The organism is Micromonospora sp. NPDC049004 (assembly GCF_040649315.1).
Taxonomy (GTDB): Bacteria; Actinomycetota; Actinomycetes; order Mycobacteriales; family Micromonosporaceae; genus Micromonospora.
Genome location: NZ_JBEZFG010000004.1, coordinates 486,994 through 511,720 on the forward strand (window position 1 = coordinate 486,994; position 24,727 = coordinate 511,720).

Genomic DNA, 24,727 nt, shown 5'->3' on the forward strand with positions numbered 1-24,727 from the left:
CCGTGTCGTCGGTCAAATGATCAGCGTGAGCGGCTGGCATCCCGGCCGAGTCACGGGCACCGGGTCAGACCCCCTGAAGGAGGTTCCATGGCACGCACCCGCATCGCCGGGACGCTCGCCGCCGTCCTCGTCCTACCGGCCCTCTCCGTCGTCGTCGCGGCGTCACCGGCAGTGGCGGAACCCGCCGCGTCGAAGGCCGCCCAGCCGAGCGACATGCGTGAGCTCACCCGCAAGGACTTCACGCTCGACGGGCGGCCCATCGCGACGCCGCCGCGCTACCAGCCGCGCACCCAGGCCCGCCGGCAGGCGCAGAAGGCGACCGTCGAGACGCCGGCGGTCGGTACGGTCCGGCAGTGGCTCGGCCTCGACGACGTCGAGGGCACCGTCTACCGCAAGGACTACACGCTGCGGGCCGTCGGTGAGCACATCGAGGTCTGGGTCGCCAACGACCTGGCATTCCCGGCCGGCGACTGCCGCGCCCAGGTGCCGTCCTCGACGCAGATCACCGACACGCAGGTGCAGCACCTCGTCGACGAGTTCGACAACAACATGTACCCGAAAGAGACGAACGCCTTCAGCACCCCGCCGGACCGCGACGGCACGAACGCCCAGATCGGGCCGGACGCCGACGGCAACGGCGGTGTCTACACGGGTGCGGGCGACAAGACCGTCACCCTCGTGGACAACGTGCGCGACGACAACTACTACACGTTCCCGGCCGCGCCGACCTACGTCGCCGGCTTCTTCTCGGCGCAGTTCAACGAGCTGCTCGACCGGAACGTGATGACCGTCGATGCGTTCGACTGGCTGCACCGGATGACGGCGAACCCGCCGGACGAGCCCACCGACGACCTGTGCACCAGTCGTGGCGCGCGGCCGAACAGCTACGAGGGCACGTTCGCCCACGAGTGGCAGCACCTCGCGCACTACTACACCGACCCGTTCGAGGGTAACTGGATCAACGAGGGTCTCTCCGACTTCGCCATGTCGCTGACCGGTTACAGCAACTCGAAGGCCACCGTCTTCGACCGGGGAGCGGACAGCCACCTCTACTGCTACCAGGGTTTCGGCACCGTCCAGACGCCGTACAACACCAACCCTCGCGAGTGCGGCGGGCCGGAGAACTCCCTGACCCTGTGGGACGAGAGTCCCGACCCGAACGCGGTGCTCGCCGACTACGGCAGCGCGTACTCGATGATGATGTTCCTGTACGACCGCTACGGCGCGGCCTTCATGTCCCGGCTGCACCGCGACGGCGAGCGGCAGGGCATCGCGAGTCTCGACGCCGAGCTGGAGACCGTCGGCGTGCACGACGTCTACCAGGTCGTCCACGACTTCCAGTCGATGACCCTGCTGGACAAGCTCGTCGGCGAGTCGAAGCTGGGCATCACCCTCGGCGTCGCCAAGAGCCGGGTCACCACGCCGAGCCTGCGCTCCACCGTCAACCTCGCCAGCGCGGCGGCCAACGGCACGCCGGGTGTCGCGCCGAACGGCGCCGACTACGTGCAACTCGGCGCCGCGAAGGGCAAGGTGCTCAGCGGTCGGGATCTGCGTTCGGTGAAGTTCCAGGGCGCGAAGACCCTGCCGGCGCTCCCGCTGGCGTGGACGAGCACCACTTCGGACCCGGACCGTCCGGGCAACGCCGTGCTGTTCTCCGGCAACGCCAACAGCCTGGACTCGGCGGCGGTCACCTCCGTCGAGGTGCCGACCGCGGACCCGACGCTGCGGTTCCTCGCCAAGTACGGCGCGGAGCTCGGCTTCGACTACGGCTACGTGACCGTCTCGACCGACGGCGGCGCCACGTACACGGCGATCCCCGGTGACCACACGGTCGAGGGCCCGCTGGGGCCGGCGCTCAACGGCACGACCGACGGATTCGAGGCACGCTCGTACGACCTGTCGGCGTACGCCGGCAAGACCGTGCTGCTCGGCTTCCGCTACGTCAGCGACGGCGGCGTCAACGAGGGCGGCCTGCTGCTCGACGACATCACCCTCGGCGGGAAGACGCTAAGTGACGGCGCCAGCCTGACGCCGTTCGACTCGCCCACCGAGATCCGGCCGACCCAGGTCAAGAACTGGAACCTGCGGCTCATCGGCATCGACGAGAAGCACTCGATCGCCTGGCAGTTCGAGTCCAACGGCAAGTCCGAGGTCACGATCGGCAAGGTGCAGTTGGCAGTGCTGGACGCGTTCCCCAAGGTCGTCGCCGTGGTGGCGTACGACGAGCCGACCGAGCAGGTGACGCAGTACGCGCCGTACCAACTCACCGTCAACGGCCTCGTACAGCCCGGAGGGGTCGGCTCGCTGAGCTGATCTCCGCCCCGATCGCGGGGGCACCTGCCGTCCTGGCCGACGGCGGGTGCCCCCGCGTCGCTCTTCCCGCAATCGGGACCATCAGTGCTGTGCGGTGGCGTACGGGGAAGCCGGGCACGTTCAGGTCAGGCCGACCTGAAGGACGCGAGAACGTCGAGGTAGTGCGGGTTGGTCATGACGCCCAGCACGTTGCCGAAAGGGTCCACCACCGCCGCGGTGACGAATCCGGCGTCCCCGTGCGACGTGATCGGCTGGTATTCCGTGGCGCCCATCGCGAGGAGTCGGTCCACGGTGGCGTCGAGGTCGTCCACGTGCCAGTGCATGACAGCGCCACCGGGGCCGGTCGCCGAGCCGGCTGGCGCGTACCTGCGGTCGATGATGCCCAGCTCCGCCTGGCAGTCGCCGACGCGGAACTCCGTGTAGGCGGGACGCCCGTCCGGACCGGGCCGCGAGAAGTAGGCCTCCTGGCCCAGGAATCGGGCGTACCAGTCAGTGGCCGCCGCCACGTCGTCCGCCCAGATGTTCAGGGTGGCGAATCCGCGCAGGCTCACCTGGTGTCCTCTCGTCGATGTCGTCCGGTGGTCACGCTATCGGCGAGCACCGACAGCTTCGTCTCCCGACACGGAGACGGCCAGCCGTGTAGCGCGCGGTATGCCGGGTAGTCGCCGCCGTCAGTCCGACGAACGGCGGGAGCCAACGTGGAGACGACGTACCCGGGTGTGGAGGAGCACGGCCTGATCGGTGACCTGCAGACCGCCGCGCTGATCAGCAAGGACGGCACGATCGACTGGTTCTGCGCGCCGCGCTTCGACTCGCCGAGCATCTTCGCCGCCCTGCTGGACCGTGGAAAAGGTGGCCATTTCCAGCTGTCTCCCGACGGTGTCGAGTATTCGAGCAAACAGCTCTACCTACCCGGCACGCCGATCCTGATCACCCGTTTCCACAGCGCCGACGGGGTCGGGGAGCTGTTGGACTTCATGCCCGTCACGGGCGAGCAGGCCACCGACCGGCACCGGTTGATCCGGCTGGTGCGGATGGTCCGGGGGACCATGCGCTTCCGCTTCGACTGCCGGCCGCGGTTCAACTACGCACGAGATCCGTACGAGCTGGAGGTCCACCCGGAGGGCGACGTCTTCCGCAGCTCGACCCTCTCCCTCACCATGACCCCCTTCATGAACGCGGAGGGCCTCGTCGACAGGCGGACGATCCAGCGCGACGCCGAGGGCGTCTGCTTCTCCAACGTGCTGCACGCGGGCGACATCGGTGGCGTCGTCCTGGAGACGGCCTGCCCACACGCACCCCGGGCCCTCAGCACCGCCGAGGCGTGCGAACTGCTCGCCGAGACCAGGGACTACTGGCGTCGGTGGGTCGCCCGTTCGTCCTACACCGGTCGCTGGCGGGAGATGGTCGACAGGTCGGCGATGACGCTCAAGCTCATGACGTACGCCCCGACGGGCGCCCTGGTCGCCGCCCCGACGGCGGGGTTGCCGGAGCAGATCGGCGGACCACGGAACTGGGACTACCGCTACACGTGGATCCGCGACGCCTCGTTCTCGGTGCACGCGCTGCTCAGCATCGGTTTCACCGAGGAGGCCCAGACGTATCTGTCCTGGCTCGAAGCGCGCATCCGGGACGCCCACGACGGCGACTCGCCTCTGCAGATCATGTACCGCGTCGACGGCTCGCCGGACCTTTCCGAGGAGGTGTTGGGCCACCTGGAGGGGTACCGCCGCTCGGCGCCGGTACGGATCGGCAACGGCGCGGCGGGCCAGGTGCAACTGGACATCTACGGCGAGGCGCTCAACTCGCTGCATCTCGCCGACCAGAGCGGGCTGATGACGTCGTACGACGGGTGGCGCAAGACGGCCGGCCTGATGGACTGGCTCTGCGACAACTGGAACCAGCCCGAGGACGGCATCTGGGAGACCCGCTCCGGGCGGCAGGACTTCACCTACGGGCGGATGATGTGCTGGCTCGCGTTCGACCGCGCGATCCGCATCGCCCACGCACGTGGGCGTCCCGCGAGCATCACCCGCTGGGCGGACGAACGCAACGCCGTCTACGAGCAGGTCGTCGCTCGGGGATTCCATCCGGAACGACAGGCCTTCGTGCAGCACTACCGCACCGACATCACCGACGCCTCGCTGCTCGCGATGCCCGGGGTGGGCTTCATCGCGCCGAACGATCCGATGTGGCTGTCGACGTTGCGGGCGATCGACAACGAGCTGGTCTCGGACAGCCTCGTCTACCGCTACGACCCGAAGGCGTCGCCCGACGGGCTCGCCGGCTCCGAGGGCACCTTCAGCATGTGCACCTTCTGGTACGTCCAGGCCCTCGCCCAGTCCGGTCGGCTCGACGACGCCCGGCTGACGTTCGAGAAGATGCTGACGTACAGCACGCCGCTGGGGCTCTACTCGGAGGAGATCGCGCCCACCGGTGAACAGATCGGCAACTTCCCGCAGGCGTTCAGTCACCTCTCGCTGATCAGCACGGCCCATCACCTCGACGCCCTGCTCGACCGGGAGGCGTGAGCGCGGGCGTACGCGTCAGAAGAGGGTGAGTGGTTCGACAGGTATCGGTTCGGGCAGTGCGTCGAGCCCCGGCACGCGCGCCCGTACCTCGTCGTGGAAGCGGCGGGCGAGTGCCGGCGCGTCGGCGTTGTCCGGCGTGTGGATGAACACGGTGGGGAAGCGACCCTCGCGCAGCCAGTCGGCGGCGACCTCGACCCAGCGCTGCCATCCCTGCACCGTCCGGGCGCTGTCGTCGCGGCCCAGGTAACGGACGATCGGGCGGTCGGTCAGCGCGACCGACCGCAGCGGCACCCGTGGCTTCTTGGTCCAGGCGTCGCGTTCCGCGTCGCTGGTCGGCGGACTGGCGAAGAACGCGGTGGTGTCGAAGGGGATCCATTCGGCCGAGGCGGCGGTGAGGGTCTCCTCGAGCCGCCGGATCGCGTGCGGGTCGGTGAAGAACGCCGGGTGGCGAACCTCCACGGCGTACCGGTGGGAGCCCGGGAGCTGGCCGAGGAACCGGTCGAGGGCGGGCACGTCGGCGGGTGAGAACGACCCCGGCAGCTGGATCCAGAGCGCGTGGGCGCGGGGACCGAGGGGCTCGATCGCGTCCAGAAAGGCGCGCAGCGGGTCGCCGACGTCGGTGAGCCGGCGTTCGTGCGTGACGACCTTGGGGAGTTTGAGGACGAACCGGAAGCGGGGATCGGTCTGCGCCGCCCAGGACGTCACGGTGTCCCGAGCCGGCGTCGCGTAGAACGTCGTGTTTCCCTCGACGGCGTCGCACCAGCTCGCGTAGTGCCGCAGGCGCTCTCCGGACGGCAGCGAGTGACCCGGCCACGACCGGTGGGTCCACATCGCGCATCCCACGTGCAGACGCATGACCGCCCCTCCTTCGCTGTGCAGCCGGGCTCACCGTATACGGGCCGGCGCGACGGGCCGGGCCGACGGTGCGGCGGGTAGCGTGCGGCGCCATGCGCGTGCTGTTCGCCAGTCTTGCGTCCGTCGGTCACACCTACCCGTTGATCCCGTTGGCCATCGCCGCCCGCGAGGCCGGTCATGACGTTCACTTCGCCGTTGGCGAGGCGGTGCACGCGCCGCTCGCCGCGAACGGCCTACGGCCGTTCCGCCCCGGCGACGTCTTCTACGAGGCGTACGCCGAGGATCTGGAACCGGAGCTGGCGCGTCTTCGACCCGACCTGGTGGTGCACGAGTGGGGTATGCCGGGAGCCGCCGTCGCCGCCCATCGGGCCGGCATCCCGGGCCTGTGGCACGGGTTCGGTCGTCTGTTTCCCCACGGCATCGGCCTCGAACTGCCCACCGCGAACGCCGAGGTCGCCGGCCGCCCGCATCTCGACATCTGGCCGCCCTCCCTGCAGGACGAGACGTTCCTCGCCACCGAGCGTCGGATCGAGCTGCGGCCGGTCGCCTTCTCGACGCCGGCCCCGCTGCCCCCGGCGGTGCGACACCGGACAAACCGGCCTCTGATCTACCTGTCCCTCGGCACCGCGTTCGGCACGCCGGAGCTGCTCCGGACGGCCATCGCCGGTCTGGCGACGCTGGATGCGCAGGTGGTGGTCGCCGCGGGTCGCGTGCCCCCGGAAGAGCTTGGCGACATCCCCGACCGGGTCACCGTGCACCGCTGGGTGCCGCAGGCGGAGCTGCTGCCGCTCGTGGACGTGGTGGTGCACCACGGCGGCAGTGGCACCACCCTCGGCGCGCTCGCGGCAGGCGTGCCGCAGGTGCTCATTCCGCAGGGCGCCACCCAGTTCGCCGATGCCGAGGCGCTCAGCGCCGCCGGTGTCGCCCTGCGGCTCCTACCGGGTGAGGTGGATGCGGAGGCGGTCGCCGAGCAGACCCGGCGTCTGCTCGCGCCGCACGCCGCGCAGCGTGCGGCGGTCCGTGACGTCGCCGAGGAGATCGCGCGGATGCCCGCACCGGCGTCCGTCGCCCAGCGCCTTCCGGAGTTCGTCGAGTGAGCAGGAAAGTGCGTCAACTCGTGGTTGACGACGGGAGATCGTCAACCTATGGTTGACGCATGACCGAACCTTTCCAGATGAACGACCAAGTCAAGCTCGACGACCTGATCCAGGCGATCAAGAAGGCGCACACCGACGCGCTCGACCAGCTCACCGACGCGGTGATCGCCGCCGACCACCTCGGCGAGGTCGCCGACCACCTGATCGGGCACTTCGTCGATCAGGCCCGGCGCTCGGGCGCCTCGTGGACCGACATCGGCCGCAGCATGGGGGTCAGCAAGCAGGCCGCGCAGAAGCGCTTCGTGGCGAAGGGCTCCACCGAGGCCGCGGCGCTCGACCCCAACGCCGGCTTCGCCAGGTTCACCCCCCGGGCCCGCAACGTGGTGGTGGCCTCGCAGGAGGAGGCCCGTGCCAGCGGTAACGCCGAGATCGGTCCCGAGCACCTGGTGCTGGGCCTGCTGGCCGAGCCGGAGGGCCTTGCCGCCAGGGTGATGGCCGGTCGGGGCGCCACCCCCGAGGCGGTGCGGGAGGCGGTCGGTGCCGTCCTCCCACCGCGCGCGGAGCAGGTTCCGGAGCTCATCCCGTACGACGCGCGCGGCAAGAAGGCGTTGGAGCTGACCTTCCGGGAGGCGCTGCGCCTCGGGCACAACTACATCGGCACCGAGCACATCCTGCTCGCCCTGCTGGAGCAGGAGGACGGCGCTGGCGTGCTCACCAACCTCGGCCTGGACAAGGCGGCGGTCGAGGGCGACCTGTCCGCCGCCCTCGCCGCCGCCGTCGGAAAGAAGTGAGTACCCGGGATCAGGACACCTCGGGGAAGCCGTAGCGCAGGGCGTGCTCCGGATCGGCCGGGTCGATCTGGCGTACGCCCGCGTCGGCGAGCCGCTTGTTGACCTCGTCGAGCTGCTCGCGGACCAGTCGGGCCTCCTCCTCGGTGACCCGGCCCCGGTGCGGCTTGCCGGCGTGCTCCAGCGTGCCGTAGTCGATCTTTTCGGCGCTCTTTCGGGCCTTGGGCGGGCGGACCCGCTCGGCAGTTTTCAGCAACTGCGCCATCGGGACGTCGGTGGCCATCGCGTCGAACTCGCTGGCGGTCAGGACCACCCGTCGTGGCTCGCCGCCGCCGTGCCGGTCGTGGATCTCCACCACCGCCACGTCCAGCGCGGCGTCGTCGATGCTCTCCACCTCGCCCGGGGTGGCGTCGAGCTGCACGGGCCCGGCGACCAGGTCCGGGTGCTCCAGGACGACGACACGAACCACCTCGTCGTCCTGCTGCAGAACGGTGCCGGTGAAGTCGGAGACGTGGATCGTCTTCTTGCCCATGCGCGGAGCTTCTCCTGTCGTAGGCCGGGGTGCCGGACCTGGAAGAAATTACCCGACAGGTGTGCGAATGCCGGCGCTGGTCCTCCTGCGGTGTGTCGTCCCCAACCAGCGTCAGAGGCCGCCTTCGGTGCTGGCCGGGCCGTTGCGGCGGGTCAGCGCGTGTTGAGGCCGTGCCGGCTGGAGCTGCCGGCCGGCAGTCTGTTCAGCTTGGCCCAGGACAGGGTGCCCGTCGTGCGGGTCACCCGGTAGCGCGGTTGGGCCGGAAGGGGTCCGGCGACCTCCGCTGCCCGCCAGAGTCGCGTGGGGTCCTGGTGGAAGCGGTCGTTCGGCTGAATCGGCATGACCATACCGTCCCAAACAAAGGTGTCCATGTATGGAAATACCTATGACGGTCGATCTCGCCACCCGGTTCCCGCATCTCGGGCAGCACCGTGTCCGACGCATTCACGGGCCCGGTCACCCGGTCCCGACGGGAAGGCCCGCCCGCGCGGGCCGCTGCGCGTACGGTGATCCACGACGTGTCCGGCGACGGGAGGTAGGCATGCTCGACCGGCGGCTCCAGCTGCACCTGGCCTCGTGGCTCGGCCAGTGGCCGGCCGGCCCGGGGCTGCACGTGGTCGCCTCGCATCGTCGCCTCAGGCCGGCCTGGGACGGGCGGCTGCGACCGGCCCTCGCCGTCGACACCGGTCGGAGCGCGGTGCTCTCCGTCGCGCCGGACCGGGTGGCGGCGATCCGGGCGTTGGTCGAGCGCGCTCCGGAGCGCATGCTCGCGGCACTGCCGGAAGCCGTCGGCCTGCCCGCCTTCTGCGTGCACGACGGTCCGTTCCGGTGGAGTCTGTCTCCCGCGCCGCTGCCCGACGTGGGGGAGTGGACCGAGTCGACAGCCCCCGGCCTGCCGCCCTGGCTGCGGCTTTTCGACCGGCAGGTGCTCGTGGTCCGCGACGCGGACGGCGCCTATCTCGCCGGAGCCGGGATAAAACGCCACGACGCGTACGGGCACGAACTGGCCATCGGCACCGCGCCTGCGGCTCGGGGCCGGGGCCTCGCCCGTCGGCTGGTGGCGCAGGCGGCGCGGCGGGTCCTGGACGAGGGGGCGGTGCCGACGTACCTGCACGAGAAGGACAATCACGCCTCCGCCCGGGTGGCCGAGGCGGCGGGCTTCCCGGACCGGGGTTGGCGGGCGTACGGGGTCTATCCGCGCTGAGGCGGGGCGGTCGCCGGGCGCCGGTCCCAGTGCGCGGACCGTGGATCCCGGGCCGGATCCACGGTCCGCAACCTGCCCCCAGGCCCCGGTTCTCGGGCGATCGGCCGCGTCGGTGGACGGGTCGATCCGATGTCGATCACGCTACGTATCGAATGTGCCCGGTGCAAGGTGCGAGCTGTCGGGTCGGAGTGTCGAATAACGGACTTGACCTGCGGCGGAGCCGCGCGTTGGGTGTGAACCGGTCAGTGACGCAGCGTGCGGATGAGGTCGAGCACCTGTCGGGTCACCGGGCGGAGCACCCGCAGCCGCGACAACGCGACCAGCCGGTCGATCAGCGGCACCACACCGTCGATCAACTGCCGGGTCTTGACCTGACCGGGCGACCGGTCGTGCACCCAGTAGAGGACGACGCCCATGTACGCCAGCCAGAGCAGCTCGGGCAGTGCGGGGCGCAACTCCGCGTCGACCTTGGCGGTCGAGCCGGTCAGCACTTCGGCGAACAGCTCGATCGCCGCCTGCCGGGGGCCGGACGACTCGGCCGAGAAGGGGCTGAGCGGAGAGGTCGGCTCGGCCGCGGTCTTGAAGAAGGTCGCCGCGAACGCGTGCGACGGCGTCAGCACGTCGATGCCGGCGTGCAGCACCCCGGCCAGCCGGTCGCCGAACGTCACCTCCCGGTCGAGCACCGGTTGGGCCTTCGCCCGGTGCTCGACCTGGGACTGGGCGTAGAACTCCTGGATCAGGTGGTCCTTCGAGCCGAAGTAGTAGTAGGCGTTGCCCACCGCGACGCCGGCCTCCTGCGCGATCGCCCGCATCGTGGTCTGGGCGTAGCCGCGCTCGCGGAACAGCCGCATCGCGGTGTCCCGGATCAGCTGCCGGGTCTGCTCGCCCCGGGCGGTCGCAGGTTCACCCGCAGTGGTCGTCGGCGCCTGTTGCTCGGTCATCGGGGTCACGGTATCCCGCCGGCTCGTCGGTCGACTCGGCCCACGGATCGCGGACCCGTTCCCGGATCGCGGAGGCGGTCGCCACCACCTGCCGGGCCAGCGGCAGCAGATGCGGCCGGGACAGCCGTTCGGCCGCCGACCGGTGGTTGGCCAACGCCCAGAGGCAGGCGAACCAGGCGCCGTCGCCCGCGTACACCTCGCCGGTGTCGGCCACGACGGTCAGGTCACGCAGGGTCGCGTCGTGGTCCAGGCCGGGGAAGCGCCGCCGGGCCTCGGTCGAGCCGGCCGGCACGAACTCCAGGGGTACGAGTTGGGCGCGGGACGCGAGCCACCGGCGGGCGGCCCGGCAGATCGGGCAGTTCGCGTCGAACAGGACGGTGAACCCCCGGACCCCACCGCCGGAGAACGCGGTGGGATCCGAGGGCCCGCCGACCGGTGCGGCGGTCATCGGGTCGCGGGGTTGGTCCCCGGCCCGTCGGCGCCGGGCTGTGCCGCGCCGGGCTGTGCCGCGCGGGGCTGTGCGGCGCCCGGCTGTGGTCCCACCGGTTGGGGTCCCGTCGGGTAGGGCCCGACCGGCTGTGCGCCGACCGGGTAGGGCCCGCTCGGGTGTGCGCTGTGCGGTGCGGGTGGCATGGGGAGCCGGCCGATCGGTGCGATGGGCGGGTGCGTGGCGAGCTGGCGGAGACGGCTGCGGCGGTAGCGGCCCAGTGCGAAGACGTTGAAGAAGTGCAGCGCGCCGAGCACCAGCAGCACCAGGCCGATCTTGAGGGACAGCTCCTCCATTGCCTGACTGGTGGTGAGCACCGGGTCGGGGTGCTTCATGGCCACCGTGACGTAGCCCAGGTTGAGCAGGTAGAAGCCGACCACCAGGAGGCTGTTGACCGCTCGGGCGAGTCGTTCGTCGGCGAACACCTCCTCCAGGAAGACCTGCCCGTTGCGGGACAGCGCCCGAGCCACCCAGATGGTCAGGCCGACGCTGACCGCCAGGTAGATCACGTACATCCAGACCTTGATGTCCATGTGGACGCCTTCCTTGAACGTGTTCAACCTGACGACGTCAGCCTAGAGCGGGTATTGAACATGTTCAAGAAGGGGCGACAGGTGACTGTGGACACTGTGGTGCAGCACTGAGCGCCGTCCGGTCGAGCCCTGGAGCCCGACCGGACGGCGTCGAGACTCAGTGCGCCAGACCCAGGGCCTCGGCCGCCGCGCGGCCGTTGGCGTGGCTCGCGCCGTAGGTGGTGACGAAGGCGCGTACGCCCGCTGGGCGCCACTGTGCCGGCCAGCCCATCTCCACCACGGTCACCGGGTGCTGGGCCGCCAGGTCGGCGATCAGTTCCGGGCCGCCGGGCAGCCGGTGCAGGTGTCGTCCGACAAGCACGATCGGACGTTCGCCGGCCAGCCCGCGCAGCGTGGTCGGGTCGGTCTCGCTGGCGATCACCCGGATCTCCCGAGTGCCGTCGAGGTGCGGGCCGAGGCCCCACGGCACCCGTCCCTCGGCGATGGTGGACTCGGTGTGCAACTGCACCACCAGCGGTTCGTCCAGGCCGGTGACCGCCCCGTGCACCCGCACCGCCCGGCGTGCCACCGCGTACCCTAGATCGGGGTCGGCGGCGGTCGGTGACCCGCCGGCGGTCCGGGTCCAGGCGGCGAGTACGGCGGCGCGGCCGGCCGCCTCCTCGACCCGGGCGATCGGCAGCCGACCGTCGGCGGTCGCCTCGGCGATTTCGGCGGCCACCCGCTCGACGAGCGCGGCGTCGACCTTCGCGCCGATGCAGAGCAGGTCGGCGCCGGCCGACAGGGCCCGGACCGCGGCCGGTCCGACGCCCCCGGCGGCCATCGCGGCGCCCTTCATCTCCAGCGCGTCGGTGATCACCGTGCCGGTGAAGCCGTACTCGGTGCGCAGCAGGTCGATCAGGACGGCCCGGCTGAAGGTGGCCGGGTCGTCTCCGGTCAGCGCCGGCACCCGGATGTGCGCGGTCATCACGGCACGCGCCCCGGCCGCGACGACCGCGGCGAACGGCGGCAGGTCCCGCTGGCGGAGCACCTCCGGCGGTACGTCCACGGTGGGCAGCTCGTGGTGGGAGTCGGCGATGGTGGCGCCGTGGCCGGGGAAGTGCTTGGCGCAGGCCGCGACGCCTGCGGACTGCAGGCCGCGCACGGCGGCGGCCGAGTGGGCGGCCACCCGGACGGGGTCGGCGCCGAAGGAGCGGGTGCCGATCACGGGATTGTCGTCGGCGGTGTTCACGTCGACGGTTGGTGCGAGGTTGACGGTGATGCCGAGCGCGGCCAGTTCGGCGCCGATCGACTGGTAGACCCGTCGGGTCAGCTCCACGTCGTCGACCGCGCCGAGCGCGGCGTTGCCCGGGTACGGGCTGCCGGTGGCGTGCGCCAGCCGCGTCACGTCGCCACCCTCCTCGTCGATGGCGATCAGCACGTCGGCCCGGCCGGCGCGCAGCGCCGCGGTGCCCGCCGCCACCTGCGCGGGGTCGTGCACGTTCGTGCCGAACAGCGTGTGCCCGGCCAGCCCGTCGGCCACCAGGTCGACCGCCCAGTCCGGCGGGACCGGTCCCGGGTACGCGGCGAGCAACGTGCCCAGCGCGAGCCGACGCAGTCCTGGATCGAGCCCCACGTGATCTCCCCCTTCGGTCCTTCGGGCACGAGCGTCGTACCCGCGGTGGTCGTCGCCCTGCCGGGTCGGCCGAGCGCTCTGCCTCCGGGTGGCCGTTACGCTACGGCTACCCGTTCGCAGGTCGGTTTACAGTTAGCAAAGTTTACTAAAACTAGAGGACGTGGCATGAGTGCGACCCGGCTGCCCGGCACCCCCCGCCTGTTGCGGGCGCTCAACGACCGCGCGGCGTTGGAACTGCTGCTGGAGCGTGGGCCGCTCACCCGGGCCCGGCTCGGTGAGCTGACCGGGCTGTCCAAGGTCACCGCCTCGCAACTCGTCGAGCGGCTGGAGGAGCGCGGCCTGGTCAGCCGGGTCGGCGAGCAGGCCGGCGGGCGGGGGCCGAACGCCCAGCTCTACGCGGTGCGTCCGAACAGCGCCCATGTCGTCGGCGTGGACGTCGGGCCGGACCGCGTGGTGGCCGCCTGCGCCGACATCACCGGTGCCGTCATCGGCCGCGTGGAGCAGTCGACACGGGACACCGACGATCCGGTGGGCGTGGTGCACAACGCAGTGGTGCAGGCCGCCAGCAGCGCCCAGGCTCAGCTCAGCAGCGTCCGCCGGATCGTGCTCGGCACGCCGGGTCTGGTCGACCCGCACACCGGCGACATCACCTTCGCGTTCAACCTGCCGCGCTGGCACAGCGGCCTGCTCGCCGCGCTGCGCGACGACCTGCACACGCCTGTGGTCTTCGAGAACGACGTGAACCTGGCCGCGGTGGCCGAGGCGCAGTCCGGCGCCGCACAGGGCGTGGCCGACTTCGTCCTCGTCTGGGTGGGTGCCGGCGTCGGCCTGGCGATCATGCTGGGTGGCCGCCTGCACCACGGCAGCAGCGGCGCGGCCGGTGAGATCGGCTACCTGCCGGTGCCCGGAGCGCCGATCCCGCGCGACGTCTCGCGGCGTGCCAAGCCGGCCTTCCAGCAGGTGATCGGCGGCGACTCGGTACGCGCGGTGGCCCGCGAGCACGGCTACCCGGCCAGCGACGCCGCCGAGGCCGTCCGCGCGGCCGTCGCCGGTGGCGCCGCGGGCGGCCCGATGCTCGACGAGCTGGCCCGTCGGCTCGCGCTCGGCGTGGCAAGCACCTGTGTGGTGCTCGACCCGCCGTTGGTCGTGCTGGCCGGTGAGGTCGGCCAGGCCGGCGGGACGGCACTCGCCGACCGGGTGCAACGGGAGGTCGCGGCGATCACCCTGGTCCGGCCGCGGGTGGTGCCCACCGGCCTCACCGAGGAGCCGATCCTGCGCGGCGCGCTGCGCACCGCCCTGGACGCCGTCCGCGACGAGGTGTTCGGCTCCACCGTCGGCTGAGCCCGCTGGGGCGGTCATGTGAAGGAATATTTCACCGGTGGCAGCGACGCTGCAACCCGTTGCCGGGCCAGGCTGCCAAGCCGCCCACGGCGGGCGGCCCGGGTGGACCTCAGATCAGGTCGCGGCGACGGAAGGTGGCGAACGCCGCCATGGTCAAGCCACCGGTGATCACGAGCAGCACCACCAGCGACGGGCCCCAGGTCAGGCTGTAGAAGCCCGAGCAGGAGCCGGTGCCGGAGCTGCTTGTGCAGAGCTGATTGTCCCAGAAACGCACCTCGCCGTTGAGCCACGCCACGATGTGGCTGGAGAGCATCCACCGGTCCGGCCGCCGGGCGTCGACGATCTCCAGCACCAGCCGGGCGCCCAGCTCCCACACCACGGCGTACGCGGCGGCCACGCCGAGCGCCGCGGAGGTGTGCCGGCCCAGCGTCGCGATGGCGAAGCCCAGGGCCGTGGCCAGCAGCACCAGCACCAGGCCGCGTCCGTGGATCGCGCCCAGCGAACGCCAGAAGTCGCCGCTCAACTGGCCGGCCAGCCCGGCGGTCTGCCCGATCACCCAGAAGGTCGCCAGGTAGACCAGAGAGGCCGCCACCGCCAGCGCCAACACCGTGCCGAGCAGGGTGCCCAGCTTCGCGCCGAGCACCGTCAGCCGGCGCGGTCGCCACAGCAGCAGGTTCACCACGCCGCCAGAGTTCAGATCCGCCCCGATGTACGAGGCGCCGACCAGGAACCCGAACAGCACCAGGAAAGCGATGAGGAAGTAGAGCAGCGGGCGGGCCTGCTGTTCGAAGCTGAACACCCCGGGCAGATAGTCGGCCGCGATCGGCAACCGGTCCTGCCGGATGGGGTCCACCTCCGAGCAGTCGGCCGGGAGGTACTCGTCGGTGTAGCCGGGCGGAAGCGTGCCGTTCTGCCGGGCCAGGCACGCCTGGTGGGTGTCCTCCATGCGCTGCAGCGTCTCGGCGGCCTGCGCCCGCGCAGAGCTGAGCTCGGCGGAGGTTGGCTTGTGCGAGCCCGCCAGTGTCGTCGCCGCCGTGACGGCGAACGCCAGCGCCAGCAGGACGACCATGAGCTGCACGAAGCGGCGCGCGGACAGCCGCTCCAACTCGGCCCGGACCAGGTTCACGCGTCCACTCCCCGTACGTCGAGATCGATCACGGCGTCGTCGGCGCCGGACGGCCGCGCCCAGTCGTCGACCTGGCGCGGGACCGACGGATGCTCGCCGCCGCCGGTCAGCTCCAGAAAGACGCTCTCCAGATCGGGCCGGATCGGCGTCAGCTCGCTCACCCACAGCCCCTGCTCGCCCAGCACCCGGCTGATGACCGTCGGATCGGTCGCCCCGCTCACCACCAGCGCGTCACCCTCGACCGCAGCCGTCAGCTCCGCCGCACCCAGCAGTTCGGCGGCACGGACCGGCTCGGCAACCCGGACCAGGAACTCGTGCCGGTCGTGACCCGCCAGCACCTCGTCCACCCGGCCGGCCGCCACCCGCCGCCCGCGCGAGATGATCGTGACGTGGTCGCAGATCAGTTGGATCTCGCCCAGGATGTGGCTGGACACCAGCACGGTCACCCCGGCCGCCGCGAGCGACCGCATCAGGTCGCGCATCTCGCGGATGCCGGCCGGGTCGAGACCGTTCGCCGGCTCATCCAGGATGAGCAGCCGCGGATCCTTCAGCAGCGCGGACGCCACCGCGAGGCGCTGCTTCATGCCCAGCGAGTAACCCTTCACCCGCTCGTCGCCGCGGTCGCGCAGACCCACCAGCTCCAGCGCCTCGTCCACCCGGGAGATCGACACCCCACCGGCGCGCGCCAGCAGCCGTAGTGTGCGGCGCCCGGTGAAGTTGCCGAAGAACTGCGGACTCTCCACGATCGCGCCGACCCGGCCGGCCACCCGGGGCAGCAGCTCCGGCGACGGCTCGCCCAACACCGTCATCCGCCCGCCGTCGGCCCGGACCAGCCCGAGCAGGGCGCGCAGCGTGGTCGTCTTGCCGGAGCCGTTGGGCCCCAGAAAGCCGTGGATCTGCCCGGCCTCGACCAGCAGGTCGAACCCGTCGACCGCCACCCGTGGGCCGTGGCGCACGCTGCGGAAGGTCTTGCGTAGACCCTCGATCTCGATGACCGCGCTCATCCGCGCGGCTCCACACGTCGATCGGGCATCTGTCGTCCTCCGGCTGTGGTGATCAACGACACGGTGCCTCACCCTATGGCGGGGGCGCCGCCCATGGGGGGCGCCCCGACGCTGCGTGGTTGGATGGTCGGGTGACTGGTGACCTGATCCCCGGCGCTGCCGGCGCCGCGCCTGCCGCCGCTCCCGTGGACCCGGATCTGGTGGTCAGCCTCGACAGCGTCGGCGTACGCCGCTCGGGCACCGCCCTGCTGCAGGACCTGACCTGGCGGGTCGAGCTGGACGAGCGCTGGGTGGTGCTCGGCCCCAACGGCGCGGGCAAGACCACCCTGCTCAACCTGGCCGCCGGCCGGCTGCACCCCACCACCGGCGTCGCGCACGTGCTCGGTGAGCGGATCGGCCGCACCGACGTCAACGAGCTGCGTACCCGCATCGGGCTCTCCACCGCCGCGCTCGCCGAGCGGGTCCCCGCCGACGAGCAGGTCAGCGACGTGGTGGTGACCGCCGCCTGGTCGGTGGTCGGCCGCTGGCGGGAGAGCTACGACCGCGGTGACGAGGCGCGGGCGCGGGCGTTGCTCAGCCAGCTCGGTGTCGGCAACCTCGCCGAGCGCCGCTACGGCACGCTCTCCGAGGGCGAACGCAAGCGCGTCCAGATCGCCCGGGCACTGATGACCGACCCGGAGCTGCTGCTGCTCGACGAGCCCACCGCCGGGCTCGACCTGGGTGGCCGCGAGGACCTGGTCACCCGGCTGGCCGAGCTGGCGTACGACCCGGACGCCCCCGCCATGGTGCTCGTCACCCACCACGTGGAGGAGATCCCGCCCGGGTTCACCCACGCGCTGCTGCTGCGCGAGGGCGCCGTCGTCGCCCAGGGTCTGCTCGCCGAGACGGTGACCGGCGACAACCTCTCCAAGACCTTCGGTCTGCCGCTGGTGGTCGAGCGGTCCGGCGACCGCTACACCGCGCGCGCCGCCTGAGCGGGTGACCGTGTCGCAGACCCGGGTGGTGGTGGTCGGCAGCGCCAACATGGACCTGGTCGCGATGGCGCCGTCGCTGCCCCGGCCGGGCGAGACCATGCTCGGCACCGACTTCGTGATGGTGCCCGGTGGCAAGGGCGCCAACCAGGCCATCGCCGCGGTCCGGGCCGGCGCCTCCTGCGCCTTCCTCGGCGCGATCGGCTCCGACGCGTTCGGCGTGACGCTCCGGGCCCGGATCACGGCGGCCGGCGTGGACACCGGCCACCTTCGGGTGGTCTACGGCGCCTCCGGTGTCGCGCTCGTGATGGTCAACGCGCAGGGGGAGAACGCCATCCTGGTCACCCCCGGCGCGAACGACGCGCTGGTCGGCCTCACCGACGAGGAACTGGCGACGGTGCGCGGGGCGGACGTCCTGGTCGCCCAGCTGGAGATCCCGGTGCAGACGGTGACCGCCGCCGCGCTGGCCGCCCAGGCCGCCGGCACCCGGGTGATCCTCAACGCCGCACCGGCCCGGGACCTCCCACCGGAGCTGCTTCAGGCGGTGGACCTGCTGGTCGTCAACGAGGGCGAGGCGCAGGCGTTCACCGGTCGCGGCCGGGAGGAGCCCCGCGCGCTGCTCGACCTGGTGCCCCGCGCCGTGCTCACCCTCGGCGACGCGGGCGCCTGGTACGTCGACCGGGACGGCGCCGAGGTGCAAGTGCCCGCCGTCGGAGTCGACGTGGTCGACTCCACGGCGGCCGGTGACGCGTTCACTGCCGCGCTGGCGGTCGGCTGGGGCGAGGGGCGGGACGTCGTCGACGCCGTGCGCTGGGCGGCGGCGGCCGGCGCGGCCTGCGTACGCAAGCTCGGCGCCTCGGTGGCCCTGCCGCACCGTGCCGAGATCGACGCGCTGTACGCGCCCGGCTGACCCGTCGTCGGGCACCGTGACGTCGGTACGCCCGACCACGTCACGCCGGCCGGCCGGTGCCCGTGCGGAAGGCCCGCCGGTACGCCGACGGTGACGTCAGCATGATCCGTCCGAAGTGGTGGCGGAAGGTGACCGGGGTGTCGAAGCCCACCGCGCCGGCGATCTGCTCGATCGGGGCTTCGGTCTCCTCCAGCAGCGCCAGACTGGCCCGGACCCGCTGGTCGATGAGCCACCGGATCGGGCTGGTCCCGGTGGCTCGGGTGAAGTGCCGCAGGTAGGTGCGCGGTGACATGTGTGCCCGCGCGGCGAGCCGGGCGATGCTCAACGGCTCGGTGAGGTGCGCGAGCGCCCAGTCGATGCTGGCGGCGATCCGGTCGTCGTCCGGGTCGGCGGTCACCGGCGCCTCGACGAACTGGGCCTGTCCGCCGTCGCGGTGCGGAGGGATCACCAACCGGCGGGCGACCGCGTTGGCGATCGCCGCCCCGTGGTCACGCCGCACCACGTGCACGCTGAGATCGAGGCCGGCGGCGCTGCCGGCGCTGGTGAGCAGGTCGCCGTCATCGAGGTAGAGCACGTCCGGGTCCACCTCGACGCGCGGGTACCGCCGTGCCAGCAGCTCCGCGTACCGCCAGTGGGTGGTGGCCCGCCGCCCGTCCAGCAGGCCGGCGCCGGCCAGCGCGAACGCGCCCGAGCAGATCGACATGATCCGGGCGCCGCGTGCGTGTGCCGTCCGCAGCGCTGCCACCAGCGCGGGCGACGGGTCGGCTGTCACGTCCGGCACGCCGGGCACGATCACCGTCCGCGCCGCCGCCAGTTCCGCCAGGCCGTACGGGGTGTGCAGGCTGACTCCGCCGACGACCGGGACCGGCCCGGGCTTCTCGGCGCAGATCACCAGGTCGTACCAGTCGACGTCGAACTCGGGGCGCGGCAGCCCGAACACCTCGGTGACGATGCCGGTCTCGAACACCGACATCCCCGGGTACGCGAGCACGGCGACGCGGTGAGCGGCCGGCCGTCGCGGCGTTGGCAGCGGGCGCGGGCGCGTCTGCACCGCACTGTTCGGCATGGCGGGATGTTAGCGCAGGACGTCGTTCCCGCCACTCGTCCCGGCCGCCCGGTGCGGCCACGATCAGTGTCATGACCTTTGCTTTCGCTGTCCCGCCGGCCGCTGCGGACGTCGCAGTCGCCCACTTTTCCGCCCGCCTCAGCGTCCAGACCGATGTGAGTGACGTGCACGCCGACCTGGCGGCCCGTACCCCCGGGCTGGTGGTGGTCGACTCCCGGGGCGTGGCCGGCTGGGTGCAGGGGCACCTGCCGGGAGCGGTGCACCTGCCCACCGCCGAGATCGCCGCCCGGGCGTCCGACCTGATCCCCGCCGGCACGGCGGTGGTCACCTACTGCTGGGGGCCGGGCTGCAACGGCGCGACCCGGGCGGCGCTGGAGTTCGCCCGGCTCGGTGTTCCGGTCAAGGAGATGCTCGGTGGGCTCGAGTACTGGGTACGGGAGGGACTGCCGGTGGAGACGGAGACCGGGCTGACCCGACGTCCCGTCGACGAGCTGACCGCACCAAGGGGGACGATCACCTGCGACTGCTGACCCGGCCACCGGCCCGCGGCCGGCGCGTGCGTCTCAGCCGGCAGGCTCGTCGCTGAGCTTCTCGCCGCGTCGCCGCAGCATGCCGAGACCGGGGATGCCCGCCACGGCGAGCTTGAGATCACGGGTGACGTCCAACAGGTCGTGCAGGTCGGGCCCGACCCGGTCCAGCGTCGCCAGGATCGGCAGGATGTCGGCGGTCAGGTGCTCCTTGAGCTTGGGCAACTCGTCGATCAGGTGGATCGCCGCGGTGATCTCCTCGTGGCTCAGCTCCTCGACGAACCGCCCGGTCATCGGCGCGGCCCGGCGCAGCGCCGGCTCGTACGCCGCCAGCAGCTCCGCCGCCGTGGTCGCCGCCTGCGCGGCGGTGCCCACGGTGACCGCGGCGCTGCCGGCCACCGCCTCGGCCTCGGTGACCACCGTGCCGGCGAGGTGCGCAACCTTCTCGGCCTCGGTGACCACCACGGCGGCGGCCGTCGCCACCTCGCTGGCGGTGTCGATGGCGGTGGTCGCGGCGGCGCTGATCACCGCTACCTCGCGGACCGCCGCCTCGGCGTCGGTGAGCACCGCGTCGGTCCGGTCCAGGGTCGTCTCGATCCGGTCCACCACGCCGTTGATCCTGGCCAGCAGCGCTTCCACCCCGTCGAGCACCGCGAACGCGCGGGCGGGCACGGCGGCGAACGAGGCCGCCGAGCCGAGCGCCTGATCGAGGGCGGAGCGGGTCAGGCCGACCACGGCGCCTGGTGTGGGGAGGGGAATCGCCATGGGACCAAGTGTGCGTCGGCCCCGCCACAACCGCTCGCGGGCGATCACCGGTGCGGTCCGCGGCGGTAGGGTGCCGGCATGTCGGCCGCCTCGCCGCACCACCCTCCGAGCACCCGCGCGGCCGTCCTGCTCGCCGTGCTCGCGGCGGTGGCCGCCGCGCTCGGCACGGCGGTGCTGGTCCGCGCGGACGCCGGCCTCTTCGTGCGGCAGGTCACCGTCGACGGCGTGCCGATGACCGAGGTACGCGCCGGCCCGCCGACACCGGACGCGCGGCGGCCCGGCGTGGTGATCGCGCACGGGTTCGCCGGTTCGGGGCGGCTGATGCGCCCGATCGCCGACACCGTGGCCCGCCGAGGAGCGGTAGCCCTGCTGTTCGACTTCGCCGGGCACGGCGCCAACGCGGCCCGACTCGGCCCCGACATGTCACCCGCGACGCTCGCCGCCGACCTGGACGCCGCGGTCGCACATCTGCGCGCCCAGCCGGACGTGGACCCGGCCCAGATCATGCTGGTGGGTCACTCGATGGGCGCGGGCGCGGTGACCCGGTACGCGGCCGCGCATCCGGAGATCGCCCGGACCGTGGCGATCTCACTGCCCGGCTCCGGCGAACTGCCGCCGGGTCGCCCGGCGGAGTTGTTGCTCATCGTCGGCGGCGCGGAGTTTCCCGCGTTCCGGCGCGCGGCCGACGACGCGGTGCGGCGCGGGGCGGCGGTCGGCCGGCGGCCAGCGGTGGTGGTGCCCGGGGTGGAGCACATCTCGGTGCTCTTCGCGCCCCGCACCCACGAGGAGATCGCCGACTGGCTGCCCAGCGTCGACGGGAGCGCGCCGCCCCGACCGCTGGTCCGGCTCGCCGGGGCGGCGCTGCTGGTGTTCGCGTTCGCCATCGGCGTCGTCCCGTTGGCTGCCCTGCTCCTGGGCCGGCGGGCCGGCGCAGGAGCGGCGTCGGTCGGCGGCGGGAAACCGCTGCGTGGTCTCGTCCTGCTCGGGCTGGCCGTCCTCGCGAGCGGTCTCGCGGCGTCGGCCGCCGCCGTCCTGCCGACCAACCGTCTCCCGCTCGCGGTCGGCGGATACGTCACGGGCTTCCTGCTGGTCAGCGGGTTGCTGGTGAGCGGTGGCCAACGCTGGCTGCCCGCCGCGACGCGAGCGCCCGGCGTGGCCGTGGACGAGACCGCTCGTCGTACGCCGGCACGGACCACAGTCGCCGCGCTGGCGCTGACGGCGTACGCCGTCCTCGCCGTGGGGCTGCCGATCCACCTCGGGCTGACCTCGGCGCTGCCGGTCGGCGCCCGCTGGTGGCTGCTCCCGGTGGTGCTGGGCGCGTGCCTGCTGTTCCTGCTGGGCGTCGAGCAGGTCGCGGCCGGCCGGACCTGGCGTCGTCTGCTTGTCGTCGCGGTCACCGTGCTCGTGCTGAGCACGTCGGCGGTGGTCGGCCTGGCACCCGGGTTCGTGCTGCTGGTGGTGCCGTTGTTCGCCGTGCTGCTCGGCTGGCACGTGCTGTGGGCGGCGGTGCTGCGCCGGTACGCGACCCCGCGCTGGCTGCCGGCGCTCGTGGGCGCCGCCCTGCTGGGCTGGCCGATCGCCACCACCCTGCCCCTGGCCTGACGGCTCCGCCGTCGAGTTGAGGCCCGGCCGGGGGTCTAACGGCCGGCGCGGGCGACCCGCAGCGCCCACCAGATCAGTGGGACCTGCATCGGCACCCGGCCGTAGGCGACGGCCCGTTTCGACGGCCGCCGGTGCCGCCAGTCCACAGCCATCTTCACGTTGGCCGGCAGCACGGCGACGAACAGCGCTGCGGCGGCCCGACCGCCGGCTTGCCGGGTCGCGGGGTGCGCCACCGCCGCCGCCACCGCCAGCTCGGCGACCCCGCTGGCGTACGTCCAGAGCCGGGCCGGCCCGGGCAGCGCGCGCGGCACGATCGGGTCGTAGAAACCGGGGCGCAGCAGGTGGGTGACGCCGGCCGTGGCGAGCAGCCCGGCGAGCGCGACGGCCTCGCCACGTCGGGTGGTCATCGATGGTCCCCCTGCTGTTCGACGGCGCGCTGCACGGCCCGGTAGATCTGCCCGAACCGTAGCGCGTCCGGCGTGCGCAGCAGCATGTGCTCCTGACCGTGGTGCTGCACCCACAGCTCGTGCACGTGGCTGCCGCGCTCGTACGAGCGGTCCAGCCAGCCGAGGGGAATCTCCAGGAACGGGGCCAGCGCCAGCGCCCCCACCGCGCAGGCGGCCAGGATGATCAGCGCCAGTTGCCAGTTGCCCCGATCCTGTGCCGACCAGGCCAGCGAGACCACGCAGACCAGCGCGACGAGGGGCGGCAGCGACAGCAGCAGGACCAGCACACCGCGACCCAGCACCCGGCCGCGTACGGCGAGGGTCTTCTGCCCTCGTTCGTGCCAGACGAACGTCACGTCGGGCAGGGCGATCACCTGACCGCCGGCCCGGATCGACTCGGAGGTCACCTGCACCGCGTCGTCCCGGTAATAGAGGGTCATCACTAAGCCTAACCACCGGCAGGCAACTCGCGCGCCTCGGCGGCGGCCGCGACAGTTCCGTCAGCGGTCGACGGAACTGCCCCAGATCGGCGAACGGCGAGGGGGCTAGCGGCGCGCGGTGGGCCGGGCGGCCGGCTGGGTGTGCTCCATCGCGCGCTGCACCGCCCGGTAGATCTGCCCGAAGCGCAGGGCGTCGCCGGTGTGCAGCAACCGCACCGGCTGCCCGCGCCAGCGGGCCCAGATCTCCATCTGCCGGCTGCCCCTGGCGTACGAGCGGTCCAGGTATTCGAAGAGGAAGTCGGCGACCGGGCCGACGGCCAGCCCGACCAGCACCGAGGCGCCGACGATGGCGATGGTCACGGTGGGGGAGCGGTGCAGCCAGACGGCCAGGCCGATGCCGAGCACGGCCGCGACAAGTGGGCCGGCCAGCGCGGCGCCGAGCGCGCCTCGCCCGACCAGCACCCGCCAGGAGCGGCTGCCCCGGCGGTGCCAGACCATGGTGATCTCGGCCAGCGAGTAGCTGCGGCCGTCGACCTGGACGGCGGTGGAGGTGACCTGCACCGACCTGTCGTCGTAATACGTGATCATGGCTGGACTCCCGCCCGAGGGGCTGACACCACACTACTTACCCCAACGAGCCGGGTCGTAAGGTTGGCACGCGACTTCGACGAGGAAGTGAGGGCAGCGTGGGCGAGTTCGTTCGGCTGGAGACCACTGACGGCATCGGCACCATCCGGCTGGAGCGGCCGCCGATGAACGCGCTCAACACCCAGGTGCAGGAGGAGTTGCGCGCCGCCGCCACGGCGGCCACCGCCGACCCCGAGGTCCGCGCCGTCATCGTGTACGGCGGGGAGAAGGTCTTCGCCGCCGGGGCGGACATCAAGCAGATGGCCGACATGTCCTACGTGGACATGGCTGACCGGGCGGCTGCCCTTTCCAGCGCGCTCGGCGCGATCGCCCGCATCCCCAAGCCGGTGGTCGCCGCGATCACCGGCTACGCCCTGGGCGGGGGCTGCGAGCTGGCGCTGGCCTGCGACTGGCGGGTCGTGGCCGAGGACGCCAAGCTCGGCCAGCCGGAGATCAGGCTCGGCATCATCCCCGGTGCGGGCGGCACCCAGCGGCTGGCCCGCCTGGTCGGGCCGGCGCGCGCGAAGGATCTGATCATGTCGGGGCGGATGGTGGACGCGCAGGAGGCGCTGCGGATCGGCCTGGCCGACCGGGTCGCCCCGGCTGCCGAGGTGTACGACGCGGCGGTCGCGCTCGTCACGCCGTACCTCAATGGGCCGGTGCAGGCGCTGCGCGCGGCGAAGCTGGCTGTCGACGGCGGCCTGGACATGGACCTGAACTCCGGCCTGGCCTGGGAGAGTCAGCTCTTCGCGGCGCTGTTCGCGACCGACGACCGGCGCGAGGGCATGGCGGCGTTCGTCGAGAAGCGCAAGCCGGACTTCACCGGCCGCTGACGGTCAGGGCCTGTTTTATAAGAACTGGCCGGCCTGCGGCGGGCCCGGACGACGACCGACGGCGTTGCGGTTTCGTCCGGATACAACACCGGTTTAATTCCCCAAACCCCGCGGGGCGGGTGGCCCCCCCCGCGGCCCCCCCGCGCGACCGCCCGAAAAAAAAAAGCCCCGAACCT

Annotated in this window: 26 protein-coding genes; 11 read left to right on the forward strand and 15 right to left on the reverse strand. The window is 72.4% G+C overall.

All coding sequences use genetic code 11. The features are described from left to right. Positions 1-87 precede the first annotated feature (87 nt). A complete protein-coding gene (locus AB0B97_RS15585) occupies positions 88-2,313 on the forward strand; it encodes a peptidase M6 immune inhibitor A (protein ID WP_357494094.1) in 2,226 nt (741 codons plus the stop codon). A gap of 125 nt (positions 2,314-2,438) precedes the next feature. Here the strand turns inward: AB0B97_RS15585 and AB0B97_RS15590 are convergent, their stop codons facing one another. After that, on the reverse strand, positions 2,439-2,864 hold the full coding sequence (locus AB0B97_RS15590; RefSeq protein ID WP_357494096.1) for a VOC family protein: 426 nt from the start codon (positions 2,862-2,864) through the stop codon (positions 2,439-2,441). A 147-nt stretch (positions 2,865-3,011) separates the two neighbouring features. On the opposite strand from AB0B97_RS15590, the gene AB0B97_RS15595 reads away from it, so the two are divergent. After that, positions 3,012-4,844 carry a glycoside hydrolase family 15 protein gene (locus AB0B97_RS15595; protein ID WP_357494098.1) on the forward strand — a complete coding sequence of 611 codons (1,833 nt, stop codon included), beginning with the start codon at positions 3,012-3,014 and terminating at the stop codon, positions 4,842-4,844. A 15-nt stretch (positions 4,845-4,859) separates the two neighbouring features. On the opposite strand, the gene AB0B97_RS15600 is transcribed toward AB0B97_RS15595, so the two are convergent. After that, positions 4,860-5,675: a DUF72 domain-containing protein gene (locus AB0B97_RS15600; protein ID WP_357494288.1), complete on the reverse strand. Its 816-nt coding sequence runs from the start codon at positions 5,673-5,675 to the stop codon at positions 4,860-4,862. Positions 5,676-5,791: 116 nt separating this feature from the next. Here AB0B97_RS15600 and AB0B97_RS15605 point away from each other — a divergent pair, with 116 nt between their 5' ends. Together AB0B97_RS15605 and AB0B97_RS15610 are read left to right on the forward strand one after the other, a co-directional pair. Beyond that, positions 5,792-6,796 (forward strand): glycosyltransferase, encoded by a 1,005-nt coding sequence (locus AB0B97_RS15605; RefSeq protein ID WP_357494100.1) that lies wholly within the window; start codon positions 5,792-5,794, stop codon positions 6,794-6,796. 59 nt (positions 6,797-6,855) lie between these two features. Further along, positions 6,856-7,587, forward strand: a complete 732-nt coding sequence (locus AB0B97_RS15610; protein WP_234581381.1) for a Clp protease N-terminal domain-containing protein — start codon at positions 6,856-6,858, stop codon at positions 7,585-7,587. A gap of 10 nt (positions 7,588-7,597) precedes the next feature. On the opposite strand, the gene AB0B97_RS15615 is transcribed toward AB0B97_RS15610, so the two are convergent. Both AB0B97_RS15615 and AB0B97_RS15620 read right to left on the reverse strand, forming a co-directional pair. Continuing rightward, positions 7,598-8,116, reverse strand: a complete 519-nt coding sequence (locus AB0B97_RS15615; protein WP_357494102.1) for a hypothetical protein — start codon at positions 8,114-8,116, stop codon at positions 7,598-7,600. A gap of 152 nt (positions 8,117-8,268) precedes the next feature. Then, entirely contained in the window at positions 8,269-8,457 is a 189-nt protein-coding gene (locus tag AB0B97_RS15620) for a DNA repair protein (RefSeq protein ID WP_234581379.1), read from the reverse strand. A 200-nt stretch (positions 8,458-8,657) separates the two neighbouring features. Between AB0B97_RS15620 and AB0B97_RS15625 the strand changes: the two genes are divergently transcribed. Further along, positions 8,658-9,320, forward strand: coding sequence for a GNAT family N-acetyltransferase (locus AB0B97_RS15625; protein ID WP_357494104.1), 663 nt, complete (start codon positions 8,658-8,660; stop codon positions 9,318-9,320). Between the two features lie 242 nt (positions 9,321-9,562). Here AB0B97_RS15625 and AB0B97_RS15630 read toward each other — a convergent pair whose 3' ends face one another. The 4 genes from AB0B97_RS15630 to AB0B97_RS15645 all read right to left on the reverse strand — a co-directional run bounded on the left by AB0B97_RS15630 (position 9,563) and on the right by AB0B97_RS15645 (position 12,893). After that, entirely contained in the window at positions 9,563-10,261 is a 699-nt protein-coding gene (locus AB0B97_RS15630; protein ID WP_357494106.1) for a TetR family transcriptional regulator, read from the reverse strand. Continuing rightward, on the reverse strand, positions 10,224-10,709 hold the full coding sequence (locus AB0B97_RS15635; protein ID WP_357494108.1) for a DCC1-like thiol-disulfide oxidoreductase family protein: 486 nt from the start codon (positions 10,707-10,709) through the stop codon (positions 10,224-10,226). Before AB0B97_RS15635 ends, AB0B97_RS15630 begins: the two co-directional genes overlap by 38 nt. Continuing rightward, positions 10,706-11,281, reverse strand: coding sequence for a hypothetical protein (locus AB0B97_RS15640; RefSeq protein ID WP_357494110.1), 576 nt, complete (start codon positions 11,279-11,281; stop codon positions 10,706-10,708). The genes AB0B97_RS15635 and AB0B97_RS15640 overlap by 4 nt, the downstream gene beginning before the upstream one ends. Before the next feature lie 157 nt (positions 11,282-11,438). Next, entirely contained in the window at positions 11,439-12,893 is a 1,455-nt protein-coding gene (locus tag AB0B97_RS15645) for a glycoside hydrolase family 3 N-terminal domain-containing protein (RefSeq protein ID WP_357494112.1), read from the reverse strand. Positions 12,894-13,058: 165 nt separating this feature from the next. Here AB0B97_RS15645 and AB0B97_RS15650 point away from each other — a divergent pair, with 165 nt between their 5' ends. Then, positions 13,059-14,234 carry an ROK family transcriptional regulator gene (locus AB0B97_RS15650; protein WP_234581370.1) on the forward strand — a complete coding sequence of 392 codons (1,176 nt, stop codon included), beginning with the start codon at positions 13,059-13,061 and terminating at the stop codon, positions 14,232-14,234. Between the two features lie 109 nt (positions 14,235-14,343). On the opposite strand, the gene AB0B97_RS15655 is transcribed toward AB0B97_RS15650, so the two are convergent. Continuing rightward, positions 14,344-15,360 (reverse strand): ABC transporter permease subunit, encoded by a 1,017-nt coding sequence (locus AB0B97_RS15655; RefSeq protein WP_357494114.1) that lies wholly within the window; start codon positions 15,358-15,360, stop codon positions 14,344-14,346. Then, a complete protein-coding gene (locus tag AB0B97_RS15660) occupies positions 15,357-16,364 on the reverse strand; it encodes an ATP-binding cassette domain-containing protein (protein WP_234581366.1) in 1,008 nt (335 codons plus the stop codon). The genes AB0B97_RS15655 and AB0B97_RS15660 overlap by 4 nt, the downstream gene beginning before the upstream one ends. Positions 16,365-16,495: 131 nt before the next feature. On the opposite strand from AB0B97_RS15660, the gene AB0B97_RS15665 reads away from it, so the two are divergent. Together AB0B97_RS15665 and AB0B97_RS15670 are read left to right on the forward strand one after the other, a co-directional pair. Further along, positions 16,496-17,338: an ABC transporter ATP-binding protein gene (locus tag AB0B97_RS15665; RefSeq protein WP_234581363.1), complete on the forward strand. Its 843-nt coding sequence runs from the start codon at positions 16,496-16,498 to the stop codon at positions 17,336-17,338. A gap of 10 nt (positions 17,339-17,348) precedes the next feature. Next, positions 17,349-18,245, forward strand: a complete 897-nt coding sequence (locus tag AB0B97_RS15670; RefSeq protein ID WP_357494290.1) for a ribokinase — start codon at positions 17,349-17,351, stop codon at positions 18,243-18,245. A gap of 40 nt (positions 18,246-18,285) precedes the next feature. Here the strand turns inward: AB0B97_RS15670 and ftrA are convergent, their stop codons facing one another. Next, positions 18,286-19,311 (reverse strand): transcriptional regulator FtrA, encoded by a 1,026-nt coding sequence (ftrA, locus tag AB0B97_RS15675; protein WP_357494117.1) that lies wholly within the window; start codon positions 19,309-19,311, stop codon positions 18,286-18,288. Between the two features lie 71 nt (positions 19,312-19,382). Here ftrA and AB0B97_RS15680 point away from each other — a divergent pair, with 71 nt between their 5' ends. Next, entirely contained in the window at positions 19,383-19,841 is a 459-nt protein-coding gene (locus tag AB0B97_RS15680) for a rhodanese-like domain-containing protein (protein ID WP_357494119.1), read from the forward strand. A gap of 33 nt (positions 19,842-19,874) precedes the next feature. Here the strand turns inward: AB0B97_RS15680 and AB0B97_RS15685 are convergent, their stop codons facing one another. Beyond that, a complete protein-coding gene (locus AB0B97_RS15685) occupies positions 19,875-20,603 on the reverse strand; it encodes a hypothetical protein (RefSeq protein ID WP_234581361.1) in 729 nt (242 codons plus the stop codon). Between the two features lie 78 nt (positions 20,604-20,681). Here AB0B97_RS15685 and AB0B97_RS15690 point away from each other — a divergent pair, with 78 nt between their 5' ends. Further along, the gene (locus AB0B97_RS15690; RefSeq protein ID WP_357494121.1) at positions 20,682-22,205 is read left to right on the forward strand and encodes an alpha/beta fold hydrolase; all 1,524 of its coding nucleotides are present in this window, start codon (positions 20,682-20,684) and stop codon (positions 22,203-22,205) included. A 35-nt stretch (positions 22,206-22,240) separates the two neighbouring features. Here the strand turns inward: AB0B97_RS15690 and AB0B97_RS15695 are convergent, their stop codons facing one another. The 3 genes from AB0B97_RS15695 to AB0B97_RS15705 form a co-directional block, all read right to left on the reverse strand. Then, the gene (locus tag AB0B97_RS15695; protein ID WP_357494123.1) at positions 22,241-22,612 is read right to left on the reverse strand and encodes a hypothetical protein; all 372 of its coding nucleotides are present in this window, start codon (positions 22,610-22,612) and stop codon (positions 22,241-22,243) included. After that, complete coding sequence (locus AB0B97_RS15700; RefSeq protein WP_234581355.1) at positions 22,609-23,091, reverse strand: DUF6232 family protein; 483 nt, start codon at positions 23,089-23,091, stop codon at positions 22,609-22,611. Before AB0B97_RS15700 ends, AB0B97_RS15695 begins: the two co-directional genes overlap by 4 nt. 105 nt (positions 23,092-23,196) lie before the next feature. Continuing rightward, positions 23,197-23,679, reverse strand: coding sequence for a DUF6232 family protein (locus AB0B97_RS15705; RefSeq protein WP_357494125.1), 483 nt, complete (start codon positions 23,677-23,679; stop codon positions 23,197-23,199). Between the two features lie 98 nt (positions 23,680-23,777). Between AB0B97_RS15705 and AB0B97_RS15710 the strand changes: the two genes are divergently transcribed. Further along, on the forward strand, positions 23,778-24,551 hold the full coding sequence (locus AB0B97_RS15710) for an enoyl-CoA hydratase-related protein (RefSeq protein ID WP_357494127.1): 774 nt from the start codon (positions 23,778-23,780) through the stop codon (positions 24,549-24,551). Positions 24,552-24,727 lie beyond the last annotated feature (176 nt).